At 60.1% G+C, this 16403-nt stretch carries 14 protein-coding genes; 4 read left to right on the forward strand and 10 right to left on the reverse strand.

The annotated features are described in order from the left end of the window. From B5P46_RS14060 to B5P46_RS14100, 9 genes are all read right to left on the reverse strand, one after another. Positions 1–1134 carry a transporter substrate-binding domain-containing protein gene (locus B5P46_RS14060; protein WP_129419189.1) on the reverse strand — a complete coding sequence of 378 codons (1134 nt, stop codon included), beginning with the start codon at positions 1132–1134 and terminating at the stop codon, positions 1–3. A 145-nt stretch (positions 1135–1279) separates the two neighbouring features. Beyond that, positions 1280–2728: a M20 family metallopeptidase gene (locus tag B5P46_RS14065; RefSeq protein ID WP_129419190.1), complete on the reverse strand. Its 1449-nt coding sequence runs from the start codon at positions 2726–2728 to the stop codon at positions 1280–1282. A gap of 134 nt (positions 2729–2862) precedes the next feature. Continuing rightward, positions 2863–4407 (reverse strand): ABC transporter substrate-binding protein, encoded by a 1545-nt coding sequence (locus B5P46_RS14070; RefSeq protein ID WP_129419191.1) that lies wholly within the window; start codon positions 4405–4407, stop codon positions 2863–2865. A gap of 25 nt (positions 4408–4432) precedes the next feature. Further along, complete coding sequence (locus B5P46_RS14075; protein ID WP_129419192.1) at positions 4433–5296, reverse strand: serine hydrolase; 864 nt, start codon at positions 5294–5296, stop codon at positions 4433–4435. A gap of 1 nt (position 5297) precedes the next feature. Then, the gene (locus tag B5P46_RS14080; protein WP_129419193.1) at positions 5298–6926 is read right to left on the reverse strand and encodes an ABC transporter ATP-binding protein; all 1629 of its coding nucleotides are present in this window, start codon (positions 6924–6926) and stop codon (positions 5298–5300) included. Then, positions 6923–7741 (reverse strand): ABC transporter permease, encoded by an 819-nt coding sequence (locus tag B5P46_RS14085; protein ID WP_129419194.1) that lies wholly within the window; start codon positions 7739–7741, stop codon positions 6923–6925. Before B5P46_RS14085 ends, B5P46_RS14080 begins: the two co-directional genes overlap by 4 nt. Next, positions 7738–8682 carry an ABC transporter permease gene (locus B5P46_RS14090; protein WP_097629054.1) on the reverse strand — a complete coding sequence of 315 codons (945 nt, stop codon included), beginning with the start codon at positions 8680–8682 and terminating at the stop codon, positions 7738–7740. Before B5P46_RS14090 ends, B5P46_RS14085 begins: the two co-directional genes overlap by 4 nt. Before the next feature lie 178 nt (positions 8683–8860). Beyond that, complete coding sequence (locus B5P46_RS14095) at positions 8861–9766, reverse strand: LysR family transcriptional regulator (protein ID WP_129419195.1); 906 nt, start codon at positions 9764–9766, stop codon at positions 8861–8863. Between the two features lie 37 nt (positions 9767–9803). Next, on the reverse strand, positions 9804–10778 hold the full coding sequence (locus B5P46_RS14100) for a LysR family transcriptional regulator (protein WP_206735349.1): 975 nt from the start codon (positions 10776–10778) through the stop codon (positions 9804–9806). Positions 10779–10817: 39 nt separating this feature from the next. Between B5P46_RS14100 and B5P46_RS14105 the strand changes: the two genes are divergently transcribed. Next, positions 10818–12191 carry an MmgE/PrpD family protein gene (locus tag B5P46_RS14105; RefSeq protein WP_129419197.1) on the forward strand — a complete coding sequence of 458 codons (1374 nt, stop codon included), beginning with the start codon at positions 10818–10820 and terminating at the stop codon, positions 12189–12191. Positions 12192–12260: 69 nt separating this feature from the next. Here B5P46_RS14105 and yghX read toward each other — a convergent pair whose 3' ends face one another. Next, positions 12261–13148, reverse strand: a complete 888-nt coding sequence (yghX, locus tag B5P46_RS14110) for a YghX family hydrolase (protein ID WP_129419198.1) — start codon at positions 13146–13148, stop codon at positions 12261–12263. A 329-nt stretch (positions 13149–13477) separates the two neighbouring features. Here yghX and B5P46_RS14115 point away from each other — a divergent pair, with 329 nt between their 5' ends. The 3 genes from B5P46_RS14115 to B5P46_RS14125 are packed head-to-tail and all read left to right on the forward strand — an operon-like array spanning position 13478 to position 16387. Then, positions 13478–14635 (forward strand): Gfo/Idh/MocA family protein, encoded by a 1158-nt coding sequence (locus tag B5P46_RS14115; RefSeq protein ID WP_129419199.1) that lies wholly within the window; start codon positions 13478–13480, stop codon positions 14633–14635. A gap of 13 nt (positions 14636–14648) precedes the next feature. Next, the gene (locus B5P46_RS14120; protein ID WP_029874853.1) at positions 14649–15533 is read left to right on the forward strand and encodes a carbohydrate ABC transporter permease; all 885 of its coding nucleotides are present in this window, start codon (positions 14649–14651) and stop codon (positions 15531–15533) included. After that, positions 15530–16387, forward strand: coding sequence for a carbohydrate ABC transporter permease (locus tag B5P46_RS14125; protein WP_003553169.1), 858 nt, complete (start codon positions 15530–15532; stop codon positions 16385–16387). Before B5P46_RS14120 ends, B5P46_RS14125 begins: the two co-directional genes overlap by 4 nt. The last annotated feature ends 16 nt before the right edge of the window (positions 16388–16403 follow it).

The raw sequence follows: 16403 nt of genomic DNA on the forward strand, positions 1-16403 counted from the left end.
TCAGGCCTCCAGCCAAACGTCTTCGAACCGCGAAGCCGTCAGGTAGGGATCCGGCCGGATCGGGCCAGGCGCCTGCCAGGCAATATCAAACAGTCCATCGGCGCGCGCCACGCCAATGCGGGGATGCAGCCAGAGGTGGCGGGTATCGGCGTCGAAATTGATCCGGCCTTCCGGAGCAAGAAAGTCTTCCAGGAGAATTTCCTCGGAAATGCGATGGGTTTCGAGCGAGCCGGCCCGAGCAAGCGCGCGGGCGAAAAGGTGAACCTGCGCATAGGCCGGCTGCGACCAGACGCTGGTGGTGAAGTCCTGGCCGAAGCGGGCTTTGAATGCCCCTACGAAGCGCTCATTCGCCTCGTTTTCGACCGTCTGGAAATAGGTCGCCGAGAGAATATGGCCGGTGCAGGCCTCGGCTCCGATCTCGCGAATCTCGCTCTCGGCCATGGTCAGACTGGCAATCGGAACTCGCCTTCGATCGATTCCGGTCTCGGCATACATGCGGTAAAAACGCTGCGCCGGTCGGCCGATGATCGTCGAGAAGATGGCATCGGGCTTGAGACGGACGATATCGGAAATAACCGAACGCAAGGTTTGTTCGTCGGCATGAAGAGGAAGATATCGCTCGCTGACGACTTCACCGCCCTTTGCCTCTACCACATCCCGCATGACCCGATTGGATTCGCGCGGATAAATATAATCCGCGCCGACGAAGAGGATGCGGCGTCCGTGGTGGCGGAGAAGGTATTCCGCGAGCGCGAAGGTGTTCTGATTGAGGGTGGCGCCGGTATAGACCACATTCTCCGAATATTCGAAGCCTTCATACATCGACGGATAAAACAGCAGTCCGTTGTGCCGCTCGACGATCGGCAGTACCGCCTTTCTGCTGGCTGACATCGAGGCACCGAAAATGATGTTGACGTCGTCATCGGCCAGCAGGCGCCGTGCCAGATTGCGATAGGCGGTTTGATCCCCGCCCGGATCATAGGCGATCGGAACGATGGGCTTGCCAAGCACGCCCCCCGCCGCATTGACTTCCTCGATCGCAAGTGCGGTGCCAAGAAAGTGCTCGGTTTCCGTAATTTCGCTAATTCCGCTTCTGGAAAACAGCACTCCCACCCGCCATTCGGAGCTTGTCATCTTTGCCTTTTCCGACGTGTTGGAGGTTCGAAAGCGGTGAATGCCTCAGTTCCGCGCTTTCGACTTCCATACCCTTAGTGCTTTTTCATGGGATACTGCAAGCGGGTGCGATGCAGGTCGCTGTCACAGTAGACCGAGACGGGAACTACCGGCTGTGAACCGTTGCAGGCATCACATCGTCAGGTATCGGGCACACATAGGCTTTGCCGCTGGTCTTTTCCCGCCACTCGGCCGTCGCGGCTGCCAGAAGGTCGGATGACGACATCAATGCGAGCCCCGTTGTCGCAAGCGTCTTGGCCGCATGCGCCATGGCTTTGTGCGCGGCCGGGCTTTTTCCCTGCGCGACGACCTGCCAGGTATGGGGATTGGTGCCGATCGCCCAGGCCGGCGCCCAGCATTGCGCCGTCGGCGTCACCCAGCTGACGTCGCCGACATCGGTCGATCCGGCCCGGAAATGCGATTGTCCCTCGAAATCGCGCAGACCGGTGTGCAAGGGCGTCGAGCCATCGACCTTGGCATTGGAGAACACATCGCCCTTGATCTGATAGAGGCGGATGCTGCTCCTGATCGCTTCCTCAGTGAAGGTTTCCTGGATCTTCCGGGCGAAGGCGATGTCGCCCTCGTCGAAGGCTATCGGCCCGAGCGCGACCATGTTCTCGTGCATTGCCGTTTCCAGCGTGATGTTGGGAAGAAGGTTGGTCGAAGCGGTGTCGAACACGATCTCGACCGCGGTTTCGGTCATCATCGCGGCGCCTCGCGCGACTTTCTCGACGCGCCCGGCAAGCTCAAGCGCCTGCGGCATGTCAGGCGCCCTGATCAGATAGAGAACCTCGGCGCTGGCCTGCACAACATTGGCGGCCCTGCCGCCGGTGTCGGTGATCGCGTAGTGAACGCGACAATCCTGCGGCATGTGTTCGCGCAGGAAATTGACGCCGACATTCATGAGTTCGACCGCATCGAGCGCCGAACGGCCGAGATGGGCGCTGTTGGCCGCATGTGCGGCGACACCCCTGAAGCGATAATAATATTCGAGAACGGCAAGATTGTTCGTTGAACGAACACCGTTGAAAGGAGCCGGATGCCAGGTCAGGGCGGCATCGACGTCATCGAATGCGCCGGCACGAACCATGAAGGTCTTGCCGGAACCGCCCTCCTCTCCCGGGCAGCCGTAATAGCGCACCGTTCCGGGCAGGTTGTTCTCCTTCAGGTGGCGGGCAAGCGCAACCGCCGCCATCAGCGATCCGACACCAAGCAGATTGTGCCCGCAGCCGTGACCGGTTGCTCCCGCCGCCTCGGGAAGAGGCTCGGCCACATCGGCGGTCTGGCTCATTCCGGCCAGGGCATCGAATTCGCCGAGGAAAGCAATCACCGGCCTGCCGCTGCCGGATTCGCCGATGAAGGCCGTTTCCATGCCTGCGACGCCGCGGCGCACGGCAAAGCCGTTTTCCTCGAGCGTCCTTGCCAGCAATTGCGACGAGCGCCGCTCCTCGAATTTCAGCTCCGCGAAATCCCAGATACTGTCGCTGAGGGCGATATAATCCGGCTTCATCTTTTCGATCGTCGCGGCAATGGAGCTGATCGCGTCAAGATTCATGGTATTCCTCGCTGGCTGTCCTGCCGCCACAGGGACGTGTTGCACCGGACCCGGCAGGACTGCCTGCCGGATCTCCTGTTGATTGTCGAAGTAGGATGGCGGCGCCCGAACCATCCGGGCGCGGCAGTTCAGGCTCAATTGTCGAGCGAAACTTCCCAAAGACGGGCATTCGATTGCCAGACGGGCTGACCCTTCAGCTTCTTGGTCGCGCCCCAGACATCGACCATGTCATAGAGGAAGATGCCTGGCATTTGCTTGAGCATCAGCGTGTGAAACTCGTCGAAGATCGCCTGACGCTTCGTCTGGTCGGGTTCCGCATAGGCGGCCTTCATCAACTCGACTGCCTTCGGGTCATCCCACATCAAGGAAGCGTTCTTGTCCTTGTTGCCGACATAGAAGCCGTACATCAGCGCCGGATCGAGCCGCGGCGCGACCGATTGCGAGATGATCTGGTAGTTGCCGGACCGGCGGCGATCGACCTGCGTCGCATAGTCGAGCACCTCGATCTGCACATTGAGACCTGCCTGCTGCATCATGGCCTGCGCCATCACCGCGGCCGGGAAGCTTGGCACGTTGCTGCGCTTGTTGGCGATGATGGTAATCGGCTCGCCCTTATAGCCGGCCTCCGCAAGCTCTTTCTTCGCGGCGTCGATGTCGTAGGGCAGACGCTTCTTCTGGACATCGTCGAAATAGAGCGAGTCTTGCGAAACCATGGAACCGTTGGCTGCGCCGGTGCCATTGGAGGCTGCCTCGACGAGCTGGTCGAGATCGAGCGCCATCGCCATGGCGCGGCGCACGCCGGGATTGCTCAGAACCTTGTCGCGCGTCTGGATGTAGAAGAGGTTTTTGCCGTTGTTGCGAGCCACGATCAGTTGCATCGTGCCGCTCGTCTTGAATTCGGGAATGAGATCCGGCGAAATCTCCGCGGTATCGAGCACACCGGACTGAAGGCCGGCCTTTACGGTCGAAGCATCGGGAATGACCATGAACTTGATGCCATCGACGAGAGGGCGTTTGGAGCCGACCATGCCGTCGGGCTTGCCGTCGTTCTGAGGCGAGACATAATCGTCGAACTTGGCGAGATGGATATACTCGCCCTTCTTCCATTCATCCCATTTGAAGGGACCGGTGCCGATCGGCTTGACGAAATTTCCGTCCGCGCCGACCGATTCCGGGGAAATGATCCCGGTGTAACCGCATTCGGGGCGCGACATCAGGCCAAGGAAAACCGCGGATGGCTTTTCCAGCGTGATGGTGACGGTCGAAGCATCGACTGCCTTGATCCCGGTAACATGGACGCTGCCGCTGCCGTCGAAATCAGGAAGGCAGGTCCATTTCGTTTCGGGCTTGAGATAACGGTTCCAGTTCCACACGACGTCATCGGCAGTCAATGTCTTACCATTGTGAAATTTGACGTCGTCACGCAGTTTGAAGCTGTAGCTCAGCCCGTCCGCCGAGACTTCGAAGCTCTTTGCCAGCAGCGGCTTGACCTCGCCGTTGTTGGCATAGCCGACGAGCCCTTCGACGATATGCAGGATGACGCCATCGGTATTGCCGTCGCGATTGACGCCCGGATTGTTGCTGCGCAGATCGGAACTTTGAGCCACGACGATGTCGCGGGCGTCGACCACGCCGGTCATCGCCATCAACATGGTGCCTGCAAGAAGAAGCTTGTGCATTTGTTCTACCCTCTTTTTATGATCGTTAGGATTGGAATTCATCCCAGCAGGCGCGTGAAAGCCTGCCGATGGTTTCAAGCGCGACCGTGTAGCCGGGGGTGCCGTCCGGCATCTCCTGCGGCACGTCGTCGGTATAGGCGGCGATGATGTAGAAAGGGGACCCGTCGCGATAGACGATACCGGCATTCATGCGGCCGCGCTTTCCCGTGCCGCCCTTGTGGGCGACGAGCACACCGAAGGGCAGCCGGGAGGGAATGGCATAACGCAGGATCTGGTTCTTCAGGGTTTGAAGCGCATAGGCGCAAAGCGCCTGCGAGCAGCCGAGCCGGTCCGCGGCTTCCCGCGAATCCTGCGCATCCAGGATGGTCTGCAGCAGATAGACCTGATCCCGCGCCGTCGTCGTGGTGACGGCCTTCAAGGAATGATCGGGCGACAACGCCAAGGGAGGGATGAGGAAGCGATGGTTGGTGCCCGTCATGCCAATCGACTTGCAATAGCTGTCGACCTCTTCGAGCGTCAGCCTTTCGAAGACCATTTTGGTGCAGACATTGTCGCTCAGCACCATCATGCCGGTGATGGCATCGCGCAGCGATATGACGATACCAGGCGTCAGATAGCGGAACATCCCGCTCGCCACTTCCTCGGCGAAACGTTTTTCGTAGGTGATCGGTTCGTCCAGGTCCAGGCGGCCTTCATGCGCGGCCTTCAGGGCCGCCATCATGATCGAGGTCTTTCGGGTGCTGGCGGAAGGGGTTTCCTCGTCCGCGCCTCTGCCGATCGTTTCGCCGCTGCCAAGTGCACGCACCATGAAGCGCGTCACGAACGGCTGCGCATCGCAGATCGCGTTCAATCGCTCCGCGAGCTTTCCGGATTCAATCATCGTCGTCATGTCAGTTCTCCAGGCGCCATTTGAGGATCACGCCGCCCTGAGCATTGTGGTCCAGAGCGGGGATGGCCGAGAGAAGCCTTTGCGTATAGGCCTCCTTCGGGCTGTCGAAAACCGTATCGCGGTCGCCCTCCTCGATGATCCGGCCGTCCTGCATGACGACGACGCGATCGGCCACCTGTTCGACCACGCCGAGATCATGGCTGATGAACAGGCAGGAAAAGCCGTAGCGTTTTTGCAGATCGGACAGGAGTTCGAGCACCTGCGCTCTGACCGTCACGTCGAGGGCCGATACCGGTTCGTCGGCGATCAGGAATTTCGGCCGGCGCGCAATGGCGCGGGCAATCGCCACGCGCTGCCGCTGGCCGCCCGAAAGCTCATGCGGGTAGCGCCCGGCATAGTCGGACCCAAGCCCGACTTCCTCCAGCGTCTCCAGGGCGCGCTTGCGCTTTGCCGCAGCGTCGAGATCGGGAACGAGCCGCAGCGCTTCTTCCACGAGCGCGAGGATGGTCATGCGCGGATCGAGCGAGGAATAAGGATCCTGAAACACCATCTGGCAATTCAGCCGATAGTCCATCCAGTCGTCGTCGCGGCTGCGTCCCTTGAACCGGATATCGCCTTCACTCTCCCGGACCAGTCCGGCAATGGTGCGGCCGAGCGTGGTCTTGCCGGAACCCGAACCGCCGACCAGTGCCACGACTTCGCCCTCGTGGATATCGATGCTGACGCCATGCAGCGCCCGTTTCGGCGTTGCCTTCTTCATCAGCGACCGCCGGCCCGCATAATCGACGACGATATCCCGCGCCGAAACCATCGGCGCCCTGGTCTTGTCGATCGTCCGCGTCTCTCCGCGGAACGGCAGGGAGGAAAGCAGTTTCTTCGTATAGGCACGCTGCGGTGCGTCGAGCAGATCGGCGGTGCGTCCTTCTTCGACGATCACGCCCTTTTCCATGACGACGATGCGGTTCGTGTAACGGGCAACCATCGGCAGGTCGTGACTGATCAGCAGCACGGCGGTGCCTTCCGCCTGCGTCAACTCCACCATCAATTCCATGACATCGCGCTGGATCACGGCATCGAGCGCAGTCGTCGGCTCGTCGGCGATCAAGAGCGCCGGTTTCAGCAGCATGACCGATGCCAGCATGATGCGCTGGCGCATGCCGCCCGAGAATTCATGCGGATAGGAAGCGAGCGCCCCGGCGGGGTCGCGGATGCCGACCCGGTTCAGCATGTCGAGGATCCGGCTGCGCCGCTCTTCCTGCGAAAGTTTCGTATGCAGCTGCAACCCTTCTTCGAGTTGGCGGCCGACGGTCATCGAGGGATTGAGCGAGGTCATCGGCTCCTGGAAGACGACCCCGATTTCCGCACCACGCAATTGGCGCAATTGCGCGCCGTTCATGGAAAGCACGTCGCGTCCCTTGTAGGCAACGGAGCCGCCGATCACCTTGATGGGTGCCGGCAGCAGCGAGATCAGGGCGCGTGTTGCCAGCGTCTTGCCCGATCCGCTTTCTCCGACGATGCCGAAGATCTCGCCTGGGGCGATGTCAAAACTGACGTCCTTGACGACCTGCACACCGGTCCCTGTGACCTGAAGCGACAGGTTGCGGACATTCAAAAGCGTTCTATTGGTCATTTCAGCCCCCTCATCCGCGGATCAAGCTTGTCCCGAAGAGCGTCGCCCAGAAGATTGATGCCGAGGAGCGTCAGGGCGATCGCCAGCCCCGGGAACAGACCCAGCCAGACAGCCTGTTCGATGAATGGTCGGCCGGCAGCCAGCATGTTGCCCCAAGTCGGCGCCGGTGGCGGAACGCCGAGACCGAGAAAGCTGAGCGCGCTTTCCGAAAGGATCGCCCAACCGAACATCGAGGTCGCAAGCACGGTGATCGGGGCGACGCAATTGGGAAGGATATGCCGGAACATGGTGTAGAGCTCGCTATTGCCCATCACCTTGGAGGCCTCGATGAATTCCCGCTCGCGCAGCGACAGGACGGCACCCCGGACAACGCGGGCCATCGAGGGAGAATAGGCAATGCCCAGCGCGAAGATGATGCCATATTGGTTGGCGCCGAAAACGGCGAGCAATCCCAACGCCAGAAGGATGCCCGGAAAGGCGAGAAGCGCATTGTTGACGGCCATGATGACGGCATCGATCCAACCGCGGGCGTAACCGCTGATGAGACCGATCAACGTGCCGCAGACCGTCGCGAATGTGACCGTCAAGGTGCCGATCCAGACGCTCGCCCGGGCGCCGACGATCAGGCGGCTGAGCACGTCGCGGCCGAATTCGTCGGTTCCGAGCCAGTGGGCGCCGCTTGGTGCCGCCAGCCGTGCCGTGAAGCCGAGCTTCATCGGATCATAAGGGGTCCAGAAAAGGCCGATCGCAGCGGAGATGAGCAATGCGGCAATCAGAGTGCTGCCGATGAAACCGTTGAAGGTGACGTTTTTCATTCGGCGACTACCCGCGGATCGAACAAGGGATAGAGCAGGTCGACGACCAAATTGACCAGCACATAGGAAAGCGAGACGAACAGGAGGCAACCCTGGATCACGGGGTAATCGCGGGCAAAAATACTGTCGACCATCAGTCGCCCGAGCCCCGGAATGGTGAAGACCGTCTCGATGACGGCAATGCCGCCGAGCAGATTGCCGAGGATCAGACCGATGACTGTCCAGGTCGGGCCGAAGGCATTCTTGAAGGCGTGCCGCCAGAGGACGGCGCTCTCGGAAAGCCCCTTGGCCCGGGCGTGGGTGATATAGTCGAGACGCAGCACTTCCAGCGTCGAGGCGCGTGCCATGCGGATCAACACACCCATCTCATGAATGACCAGGGTCATGATCGGCAGCACGAGGTAGAGCAGGCCGCCGGTGACGTTGCTGCCGATCGAGACATAGCCGAGGACCGGTAGCCAGCTGAGTTTCAAGCCGAAGAAAAGCAGAAGCAGGAGGCCGAGCCAGAATGTCGGGATCGACAGCAGGATCGTGGCCGTGCCGACCAGCGCCAGGTCCGTCAGACTGTTTTGCCGCCAGGCGGCGATGACACCCGCCGGCACGGCGATGAGGCTCGCCAGAAGCACGGCGACGACGACGACTTCGGCGCTGACCAGAAAGCGCGATGCGACGAGCGGCAGAACCGGCTCGTCATTGACGATCGAGCGGCCGAAGTCACCCTGGACGACATTGGCGGTCCAGATCAGGAACTGTTCCGGCAGCGATTTGTCGAGGCCGAGTTCCGAGCGCATCGCCGCGATCTGGGCCGGCTCAGCCATATCACCCAGCATCAGTGCCGCCGGATCGCCGGGTATGAAGCGGATCAGGGTGAAGACGGTCACCGAAACGAGGACGATCGTCGGCAATGCCATCAACAGGCGGTTCAGAACGAATTTCAGCATTTTTGTTCCCCGCGATGGGCGACGGACAGTGCCCGGCGCCATCGGTTTCGTTGCTGCAGACTATGATCGAATGAAGAAATATCCGCAATATTATGCGATTCTGTCATAAGTCTATGCGGAATACGACCGCAACCAAAGCGGCTGCCTTGGCGTAAGAGTTCAGGCTAAAAATTTGATTTTAAATGTCTTTTTGCGAAAGCTGGATCTGTCGCTTCAAGGCATCGCTCAGAGCGTGGGCGGCAATCGAGAGTGGCGTCCCGACCGCCCTTGCCAATCCGAATTCCTGGGTCGCGCGTGGCACGAAAGGACGGTGAACCACCGGCAGGTGGCGATAGAGATTGGCATAAAAGCTGCTGATGATCGTGACCCCAAGGCCATGCGCGACATAGGAACAGGCGGAACTGTTGGTATGCGTCTCGATTTTGACGATCTGCTTGATGCCGGCGCGCCGGAAGGTCTGGTCGAGCGCCATGCGGTTCGGCCGTTGGCGGCCAATCAGAATGAGAGGAACGTCGCGCAAATTCTTGACCGTGATTTCCTCCAGTTTCGCAAGAGGATGGTCTTTTGGAACGACGCAGACGCTTTCGCCGGTGGCGACGCGCTCGACCTCGATGCCCGGTCCGCTCTCGCCCTCCATGCGCAGAAAGCCGAAATCGATCACCCTCTGCTCGACGAGCTTGTTGATCGCGGTCGTCGTCTCGAAGAAGGTTTCGATCCGCACACCGGGGAAATCGCTGATGTAATCGACCAGCATTGCCGGCGCGAAATGCTCCCACATGCTGCTCGGCAGGCCGATGCGGACGATCTCAGGGCCGGCGGCGCCACTTCTTAAGTCCTCCGCATGACCCGACATCCGATCGACCGCCAGCAAGATGTTCTCGGCATCGCGGGCAAGAAGCAGGGCCTCGGGGGTCGGAACGAGACGGCCTTTGTCGCGCGCGAAAAGCGACATCGAAAGATCCGCCTCGAGCTGCTGGAGCAGGCGGCTGACGCCCGACTGACTGAGCCCCATCGTCTTTGCCGTGGCAATCGTCGACCCCGTCGCCAGAAGCGTGCGCAGGACTTCCAGTTGCTTGATATTCATGCGTTCGCGATCCCCCGGGACAGTTCAAGCACCGTCATCATGCCCAGTCCGAAATGCTTTGAAGGAAAAGGCTGGCGGCCTTGGGCATCGGAAATTTCTCTCCGCTGATCAGCGCGTAGGCAACCGGCAGTTCTGGTTCGAGCGGAATGAACTGCAGCGGCAGCGTCGCATATTCGCGGGCGATGATTTCGCCGACCAGCGCAATGCCGAGCCCCTGCGCGGCTAGCGCGCAGGCACTCGCCACCGAATGTGCCTCGAGCAAGGGGCGTTGACGGATGCCGGCCTTGTAGAACAACGCCTCCAACTCGTGGCGAACCGGTCGCTCCCTGTTCAGCATGATCAGATCCTGCCCCTTCAGGTCGGCGACCGACAATTGGCGGCTGCCGGCCTTGGGATGATCCTTGTGCAGGGCGCAAATGACCCGCGACGACAGGATCTTCTCCTGTTTCAATCCCGGGCTCATCAGCGGCAGACGCGCGAAGCCGAGATCGGCCTCGCCGTCGGCCACCATCCGTTCAATTGCCAGATAGCTGCCGGATGCGACTTCGACGCGCATTGGACCATTCGCCGCGAGAAAGTTCTTCAGCAGCTTCGGAATGCGCGTCGAGGAAAGACTGGAGGGAAAGGCGAGCCGCAGCATGATCTCGCGCGATCGACCGCTCTCGAGCTCCATCGCCGCCGTTTTCAAGGCGCGCAGCCGGTCGGAAATGGCACGGATTTCCGGGCCGAGCTGCAGCCCCTCGCGGGTCGGTTGAAGCCGGTTCTTTTCCCGGTCGAAAAGCCGGACGCCGAGATAGTCTTCCAGTTGCTGCAACAAGCGACTGGCATTCGATTGCGAGATCCCAAGCTCGACGGAAGCGGCGATCGTCGAGCCCGTCGCGGCGATGGCGTCATAGGCTTCGATATGCTTCAGGCTGATCGCCGCACTCGTGTCGCGCGCCATTCTATCTCCAATGTCGATAGCCCTACCCGCAAACCGCATAAGATTGCGGACCTGCGGAAAGTTGAACATTTTCCGCTGAGAACCAAACTTACGGAAAGACTTTCGTCAATGGCCACCATTCTCCGGAAGATCGCGCAACAGGTCCTGTCGCGAACGACGTTCTCAAACCTCGCGATGGATCGGGCAAGAGATGCTGCGGTGGACACCATCGGCTGCATGATTGCAGGCAGCGGCGATGAAAGCGTTGCCGCGCTCACCCGCGCCTTCGATGGGGAAATCGCCGGAGGCGGCGAAGCGTGGCTCGTCACCGGCGGCTCCGCCTCGCCCTCTTTCGCCGCACTCATCAATGCAACGGCGGCTCATGCGCTCGATTTCGATGACAATTTCCATCCGGCAAGGGCGCATGCTTCCGCAGTGCTGGTGCCGGCGCTGCTGGCGGTTCTGACGAGCGGCAAGGTGACAAGCGGAAGACGGTTTCTCGAGGCCTATCTGGCCGGGCTGGAAGCGCAGGCGGCGGTCGGCTTCGGCGTCAATCCCTCTCACTACAACAGGGGCTGGCACGCAACGGCGACGGTCGGCAGCATCGGGGCCGCGGCTGGCGTGGCAAGGCTTCTCGGCGCCGACGAAGAGAGCCTAGTCGCAGCGATGAGCCTCGCGACGAGCTTCGCCTGCGGCCCGAAAGGGCAGTTCGGCACGACCGCCAAACCGCTTCATGCCGGCATTGCCGCGCGCAATGCCGTGGATGCGGCGCGCATGGCGCTTACGGGCATGAGCGGGCGGGCGGATATCCTCGAACGGCCGCAAGGCTTCCTCGATCTTTTCGGAGGCGATGATGCCAAGGGCTGGGAAGACCTGACATTCGACGAGGAGCATATCATCGAAAGCCGGGGTGTGGTGACCAAGCGCCATCCCTGCTGCGCCTCCACCCATCGTGCAATCGACGCGCTTCTGGATCTGAAGCAGGAGCATGGGCTTTTGGCGGGCGACATTGCCAGGATCGAGACGAAAGTCGGCATATCCGCTGCCCGCAACCTCGCTTATCCCGAGCCCACCGACGAGATGCAGGCCCGCTTCTCAATGCAATATTGCCTGGCGACAGCTTTCCTCAAGGGATCTCTTAGCCTTTCGGATTTTACAGGGCAGGAGATTGGGCGGCCGGAAATCCGGGAGTTCATGCCGCGCATCGAAATGCAGTCCTATTCGGCTGATGAGGAAAAAGGCGTGGAGCGCCTGCCGCATGTCGTCACGGTCACGATGCGCGACGGGCGCATTTTGAACAAGTCCCGCTTGCATGCGAAGGGATCGCTGGAAGCGCCGATGAGCGTTCATGAACGTGAAGTTAAGTTCATGGACTGCTTGCGCTGGGGAAATCGGAATGTGTCCGGCGCCTCTTTCCTGCAGCTTCGCAGGCTTGCCGATTTGGAAAACCTGTCCGGCGACGATCCCTTCTGGAGCCTGATTGCAGACCGTCAGTCGCCTTGACAAGCCACGGAGATGGATAAACGGCGGGGAAAGCCTCCCCGCCCGCATCATCGTTTAAGCATGGCCTTCTCAGGCGAGGTATTTCGTAAACCAATCGATTGTTCGCTGCCAGGCGAGCTTGGCTGCCGCTTCGTCGTAGCGGGGTGTGGAATCATTGTGGAAGCCGTGATTGACGTCAGGATAGATGTAGGCCTCGAATGTTTTTCCCGATGACTTCAGCGCCGCTTCATAGGCCGGCCAGCCTTCGTTGATCCCCTTGTCCAGCCCGGCATAATGGAGAAGCAATGGCGCCTTGATCTTCGGCACGTCTTCGGCACGCGGCTGCCGGCCGTAAAAGGGCACGGCTGCGGCAAGTTCCGGATAGGCGACCGCCGCAGCGTTGGCAACGCCGCCGCCATAGCAGAAGCCGGTGATGCCGACCTTGCCGGTGGTGAGATCGCTGTGCATCAAAAATTCGACCGCCGCGAAGAAATCGTTCATCAGCTTTTCCGGGTCGACCTTCTGCTGGAGCTCCCGCCCCTTTTCATCGTTGCCGGGATAGCCTCCGACCGAGGTCAGGCCATCCGGTGCAAGTGCGATGAAACCCGCCTTTGCCACGCGCCGCGCCACATCTTCGATATAGGGGTTCAGGCCTCTATTCTCGTGAACGACCACCACGGCGGCGATTTTGCCGGTCGCGTTTTTGGGGCGGACGAGATAGCCGCGGACATCTCCATTTCCTTTCGGCGAAGGATAGGTGATGTATTCAGCTGATATATCGGGATCGGTGAACTCGACCTGGGTCGCCAGCGCATAGTCAGGGCTCAGCGATGAAAGAATGGCGGCTGCCGTAAGCCCGCCGACGGCGAATTTGCCGGCCCGGTCGAGAAACTCGCGCTTGGTAATTTTCCCGTGCGCGTAATAATCGTAGAGTTCGAGAAGTTCCTGAGGGAAATCCTTGGCTGTCATACGGGTCATGATGGCTCCTCCGTGCCTTCGGGTCTCGCATCATCCTACACACGTAAACTCACGAGTCTTTTCAACATTTCGCGAGTCCCGCGTGTGTTTGCCATGGCGATTGCTGGCTGCGCCAACAGGCGCCGAATTCGCCGCCCTGGCTTCAAGAGATGCGCACTATTGCCATTGGCAATCGGCGTCCGGCCGGTCGCAGCCAGCAATCGACCGCCGGCTACCGATCTATGAAAATTAATTTCATGCTTGCGCTTCGATGCCCGTTTTCTATTGACGCCTCCCGATTTTTGTCCCAACTTAAAGAAAATAAATTACTAAATGGGAACCTGATCGGCATGAAAGTGGGAATCATCGGGCTAGGATTCCGGCTCGGCTATCTCGGCTATGTTTTCAAGGCAATCGATAGCAGCTTCGACATTGTCGGCTATGTGGATCCGGAACCCGCCGGACTTCCCGGATTGACGGAAAAGGGAATTTCAGTCGGCAAGGCCTATGGTTCGCCGGAAGAGCTCCTTGCCTCCGAAAAACTCGATCTGCTGATGATCGGCTCCCCCAATCACCTGCATCTCGACCATATCCGGCTCGGGCTTCAAGCCGGTCTCAAGGTCTTCTGCGAAAAGCCGATCGTCACGACGATCGCCGAAAGCATCGAACTTGCCCATCTGATGGCAAAATTCGGCCATGAGCGACTGATGGTCGGTCTCGTGTTGCGCTATTCTCCTCTTTATAAGGATCTCCGCGCCATCCAGACCGCGGGCAAGCTTGGTCAGATCGTGTCGATCGAGGCTTCCGAACATATCGAGCCCTATCACGGCGCCTTCTTCATGCGCGACTGGCGCCGCTATGAGCGCTATTCCGGCAGCTTCATGCTGGAGAAATGCTGCCACGACCTCGATCTTTATAATGGAGTCGCCGGCGCACGGCCGGAGCGCGTCGCAAGTTTCGGCGGCCGCAAAAGCTTCATTCCGGCCAACGACCCGGCGCGCGAGGGCATCAACGACCTCGAGCTCTTCCACCGCAAGCCGAGCGGATGGATGGGATCGGACAAGGTCTTCGACAGCGATGCCGATATCATCGACTATCAGGTCGCGATCGTCGAATATGCCAATGGCGTCGGCATGAACTTCCACACCAATCTGAACGTGCCCGACCAGTTCCGCCGTTTCGCCATCATGGGTTCGCGCGGCATGGCTGAAGGCGATTTCGTGCGCGGCTATCTCGACGTTCACGAACAGCTGACCGGCAACAAGATTGTCGAAAACAAATATGCCGCCACCGAGCTCTCCCAGCATTACGGCGCCGATGAACAGATGGCGAGCGACCTGCTTGAAAGCGTGCGCACCGGGCTCGAACTTCCTGTTTCCACCCTGAATGCGCTAGAGGCCGGCATCCTCGCCTTGGCGATGGACGAAGCGAGGATGAAGAAAGCGGTCGTCGATCTCAGGCCCGTCTGGGACCGCTTCGACGAAGCCCTTCACGCAAGAGCGGCTTGAGGAGGACGGCAAGATGAGTGTTCAAAGAAGCACCTTCATCTTCGCTTGCATCCTTCTTCTTCCGGCTGTGCTCTATGTTCTGGCGATCGTCGCCTATCCGCTGGTCGATACGTTCATTCTGTCCTTCACCGACGCGTCCCTCAGGAAGACCACCAATTGGGTCGGCTGGGCCAATTACGAGAAGATCTTCAATGAGCGGTTTGCCGAGGTCATCATCCGCACCTTCATCTGGACGTTCTTCTCGGTCGCCCTGAAAATGGTGATCGGCACCTTCGGTGCGACGATGCTGAATGCCGCGGTCCCCGGCCGCTCGCTGTTCCGGCTGCTGACCATGCCGCCATGGATCGTGCCGATGGCGATCGGCATCTTCATGTGGGGCTGGATGTATAATGGCCAGTTCGGGATGATATCAGGCATGCTGCAGCGCTTCGGTCTCGTCGACGGCCCTGTCGCCTTCCTCGCCTATGGAAACACCGCCTTCTGGGCAACGATCATCACCGACGTGTGGATCGGCGTGCCGCTGGTGACGATCTACTTCCTGGCCGCGATCCAATCCATTCCGAAGGATCTCTACGAGGCCGCCTGGACCGACGGCGCCGGCCGCTGGTACCGCTTCCGCCGCATCACGCTGCCGCTGATGGTGCCGGCGATCATCACCATGTCGATGCTCTCGCTGATCGCCACCTTCAACTCGTTCGACATCATCTGGATCCTGACGCAGGGCGGACCGAGCGGCGAGACGACGACGATGATCATCGATACCTATCAGACCGCGATCGGCTCGAAGAAATACGGTGAAGGTGCAGCGCGCGCCGTTTTGATCTGCATCTTCCTGTCGCTCTTCTGCTTCGCCTATTTCCGCGTCACCCGCCGCCTCAATCCGGAGAAACGCGCATGAGCAATGCAGCCATGATCGACCGTTACCGCTGGTGGGAAATCATCCTGATCTATTGCGGCATCGCGCTGTTTCTTTTCTTCGTGCTGTCGCCCTTCGTCGAAGGTTTCCTGGTGTCGCTGAAGCCGCTCAGCCAGCTCTTCTCCTCACCCTATCGCTTCTGGCCGGAGAACGGCTCCTTTGAAGCCTACCGGACGATGTGGATCAGCGTGCCTGGCTTCGGGCGCTATATCTTCAACTCGTTCTTCATCTCGATCATCGTCACGCTGATCGTGCTCTGCCTCGTCATTCCGGCGGCTTATGCCTTCGCGAAGTTCGAATTCAGGGGCATGGGCATCCTGCTCGGCGCGTTCCTGACGGTGAACATGTTTTCCGGCGCCGTGCTTTTGATCCCGCTCTTCCGGCTGATGCGCAGCATCGGCGTGCTCAACACCTATCTCGCCATGATCGTGCCGGGCGTTGCCTTCCTGATCCCCTCGGCGATCTGGCTGCTGCGCACCTACATGATCCGTATTCCGCAGGAACTCAACGAAGCGGCCTATATGGATGGCGCCAGCCATTTCTACACGCTGCGCCGGGTCATCCTGCCCATTGCGATGCCGGGGATTATCGTCGTCGCCATCACCACCTTCATCGGCGCTTACGCCCAGCAATTCATCTTCGCGCTGACGTTCAACTCGAAGACCGAATACATGCCCTTGCCGGTGGGGCTCTTTGCTTACTTCGGCAAGCAGGAGGTCATCTGGAACGAACTGATGGCGGCTTCCTTCGTCGGTATCGCGCCGGCAATGGTCGTCATCTTCTTCCTTCAGCGCTACCTTGTCGGCGGACTGACCGCCGGTGCGGTGAAACAATAAGATCAAAAAACGAGTG

Source organism: Rhizobium leguminosarum (assembly GCF_004123835.1).
Classification (GTDB): domain Bacteria; phylum Pseudomonadota; class Alphaproteobacteria; order Rhizobiales; family Rhizobiaceae; genus Rhizobium; species Rhizobium leguminosarum_M.

Excerpts from the sequence above, each read along its gene's own strand:
- B5P46_RS14060 (WP_129419189.1), bottom strand. The coding sequence starts at position 1,134 with ATGACAAGCTCCGAATGGCGGGTGGGAGTGCTGTTTTCCAGAAGCGGA.
- B5P46_RS14120 (WP_029874853.1), top strand. The coding sequence starts at position 14,649 with ATGAGTGTTCAAAGAAGCACCTTCATCTTCGCTTGCATCCTTCTTCTT.
- B5P46_RS14065 (WP_129419190.1), bottom strand. The coding sequence starts at position 2,728 with ATGAATCTTGACGCGATCAGCTCCATTGCCGCGACGATCGAAAAGATG.
- B5P46_RS14090 (WP_097629054.1), bottom strand. The coding sequence starts at position 8,682 with ATGCTGAAATTCGTTCTGAACCGCCTGTTGATGGCATTGCCGACGATC.
- B5P46_RS14095 (WP_129419195.1), bottom strand. The coding sequence starts at position 9,766 with ATGAATATCAAGCAACTGGAAGTCCTGCGCACGCTTCTGGCGACGGGG.
- B5P46_RS14075 (WP_129419192.1), bottom strand. The coding sequence starts at position 5,296 with ATGACGACGATGATTGAATCCGGAAAGCTCGCGGAGCGATTGAACGCG.
- B5P46_RS14105 (WP_129419197.1), top strand. The coding sequence starts at position 10,818 with ATGGCCACCATTCTCCGGAAGATCGCGCAACAGGTCCTGTCGCGAACG.
- B5P46_RS14100 (WP_206735349.1), bottom strand. The coding sequence starts at position 10,778 with ATGTTCAACTTTCCGCAGGTCCGCAATCTTATGCGGTTTGCGGGTAGG.
- B5P46_RS14115 (WP_129419199.1), top strand. The coding sequence starts at position 13,478 with ATGAAAGTGGGAATCATCGGGCTAGGATTCCGGCTCGGCTATCTCGGC.
- yghX (WP_129419198.1), bottom strand. The coding sequence starts at position 13,148 with ATGACCCGTATGACAGCCAAGGATTTCCCTCAGGAACTTCTCGAACTC.
- B5P46_RS14080 (WP_129419193.1), bottom strand. The coding sequence starts at position 6,926 with ATGACCAATAGAACGCTTTTGAATGTCCGCAACCTGTCGCTTCAGGTC.
- B5P46_RS14125 (WP_003553169.1), top strand. The coding sequence starts at position 15,530 with ATGAGCAATGCAGCCATGATCGACCGTTACCGCTGGTGGGAAATCATC.
- B5P46_RS14085 (WP_129419194.1), bottom strand. The coding sequence starts at position 7,741 with ATGAAAAACGTCACCTTCAACGGTTTCATCGGCAGCACTCTGATTGCC.
- B5P46_RS14070 (WP_129419191.1), bottom strand. The coding sequence starts at position 4,407 with ATGCACAAGCTTCTTCTTGCAGGCACCATGTTGATGGCGATGACCGGC.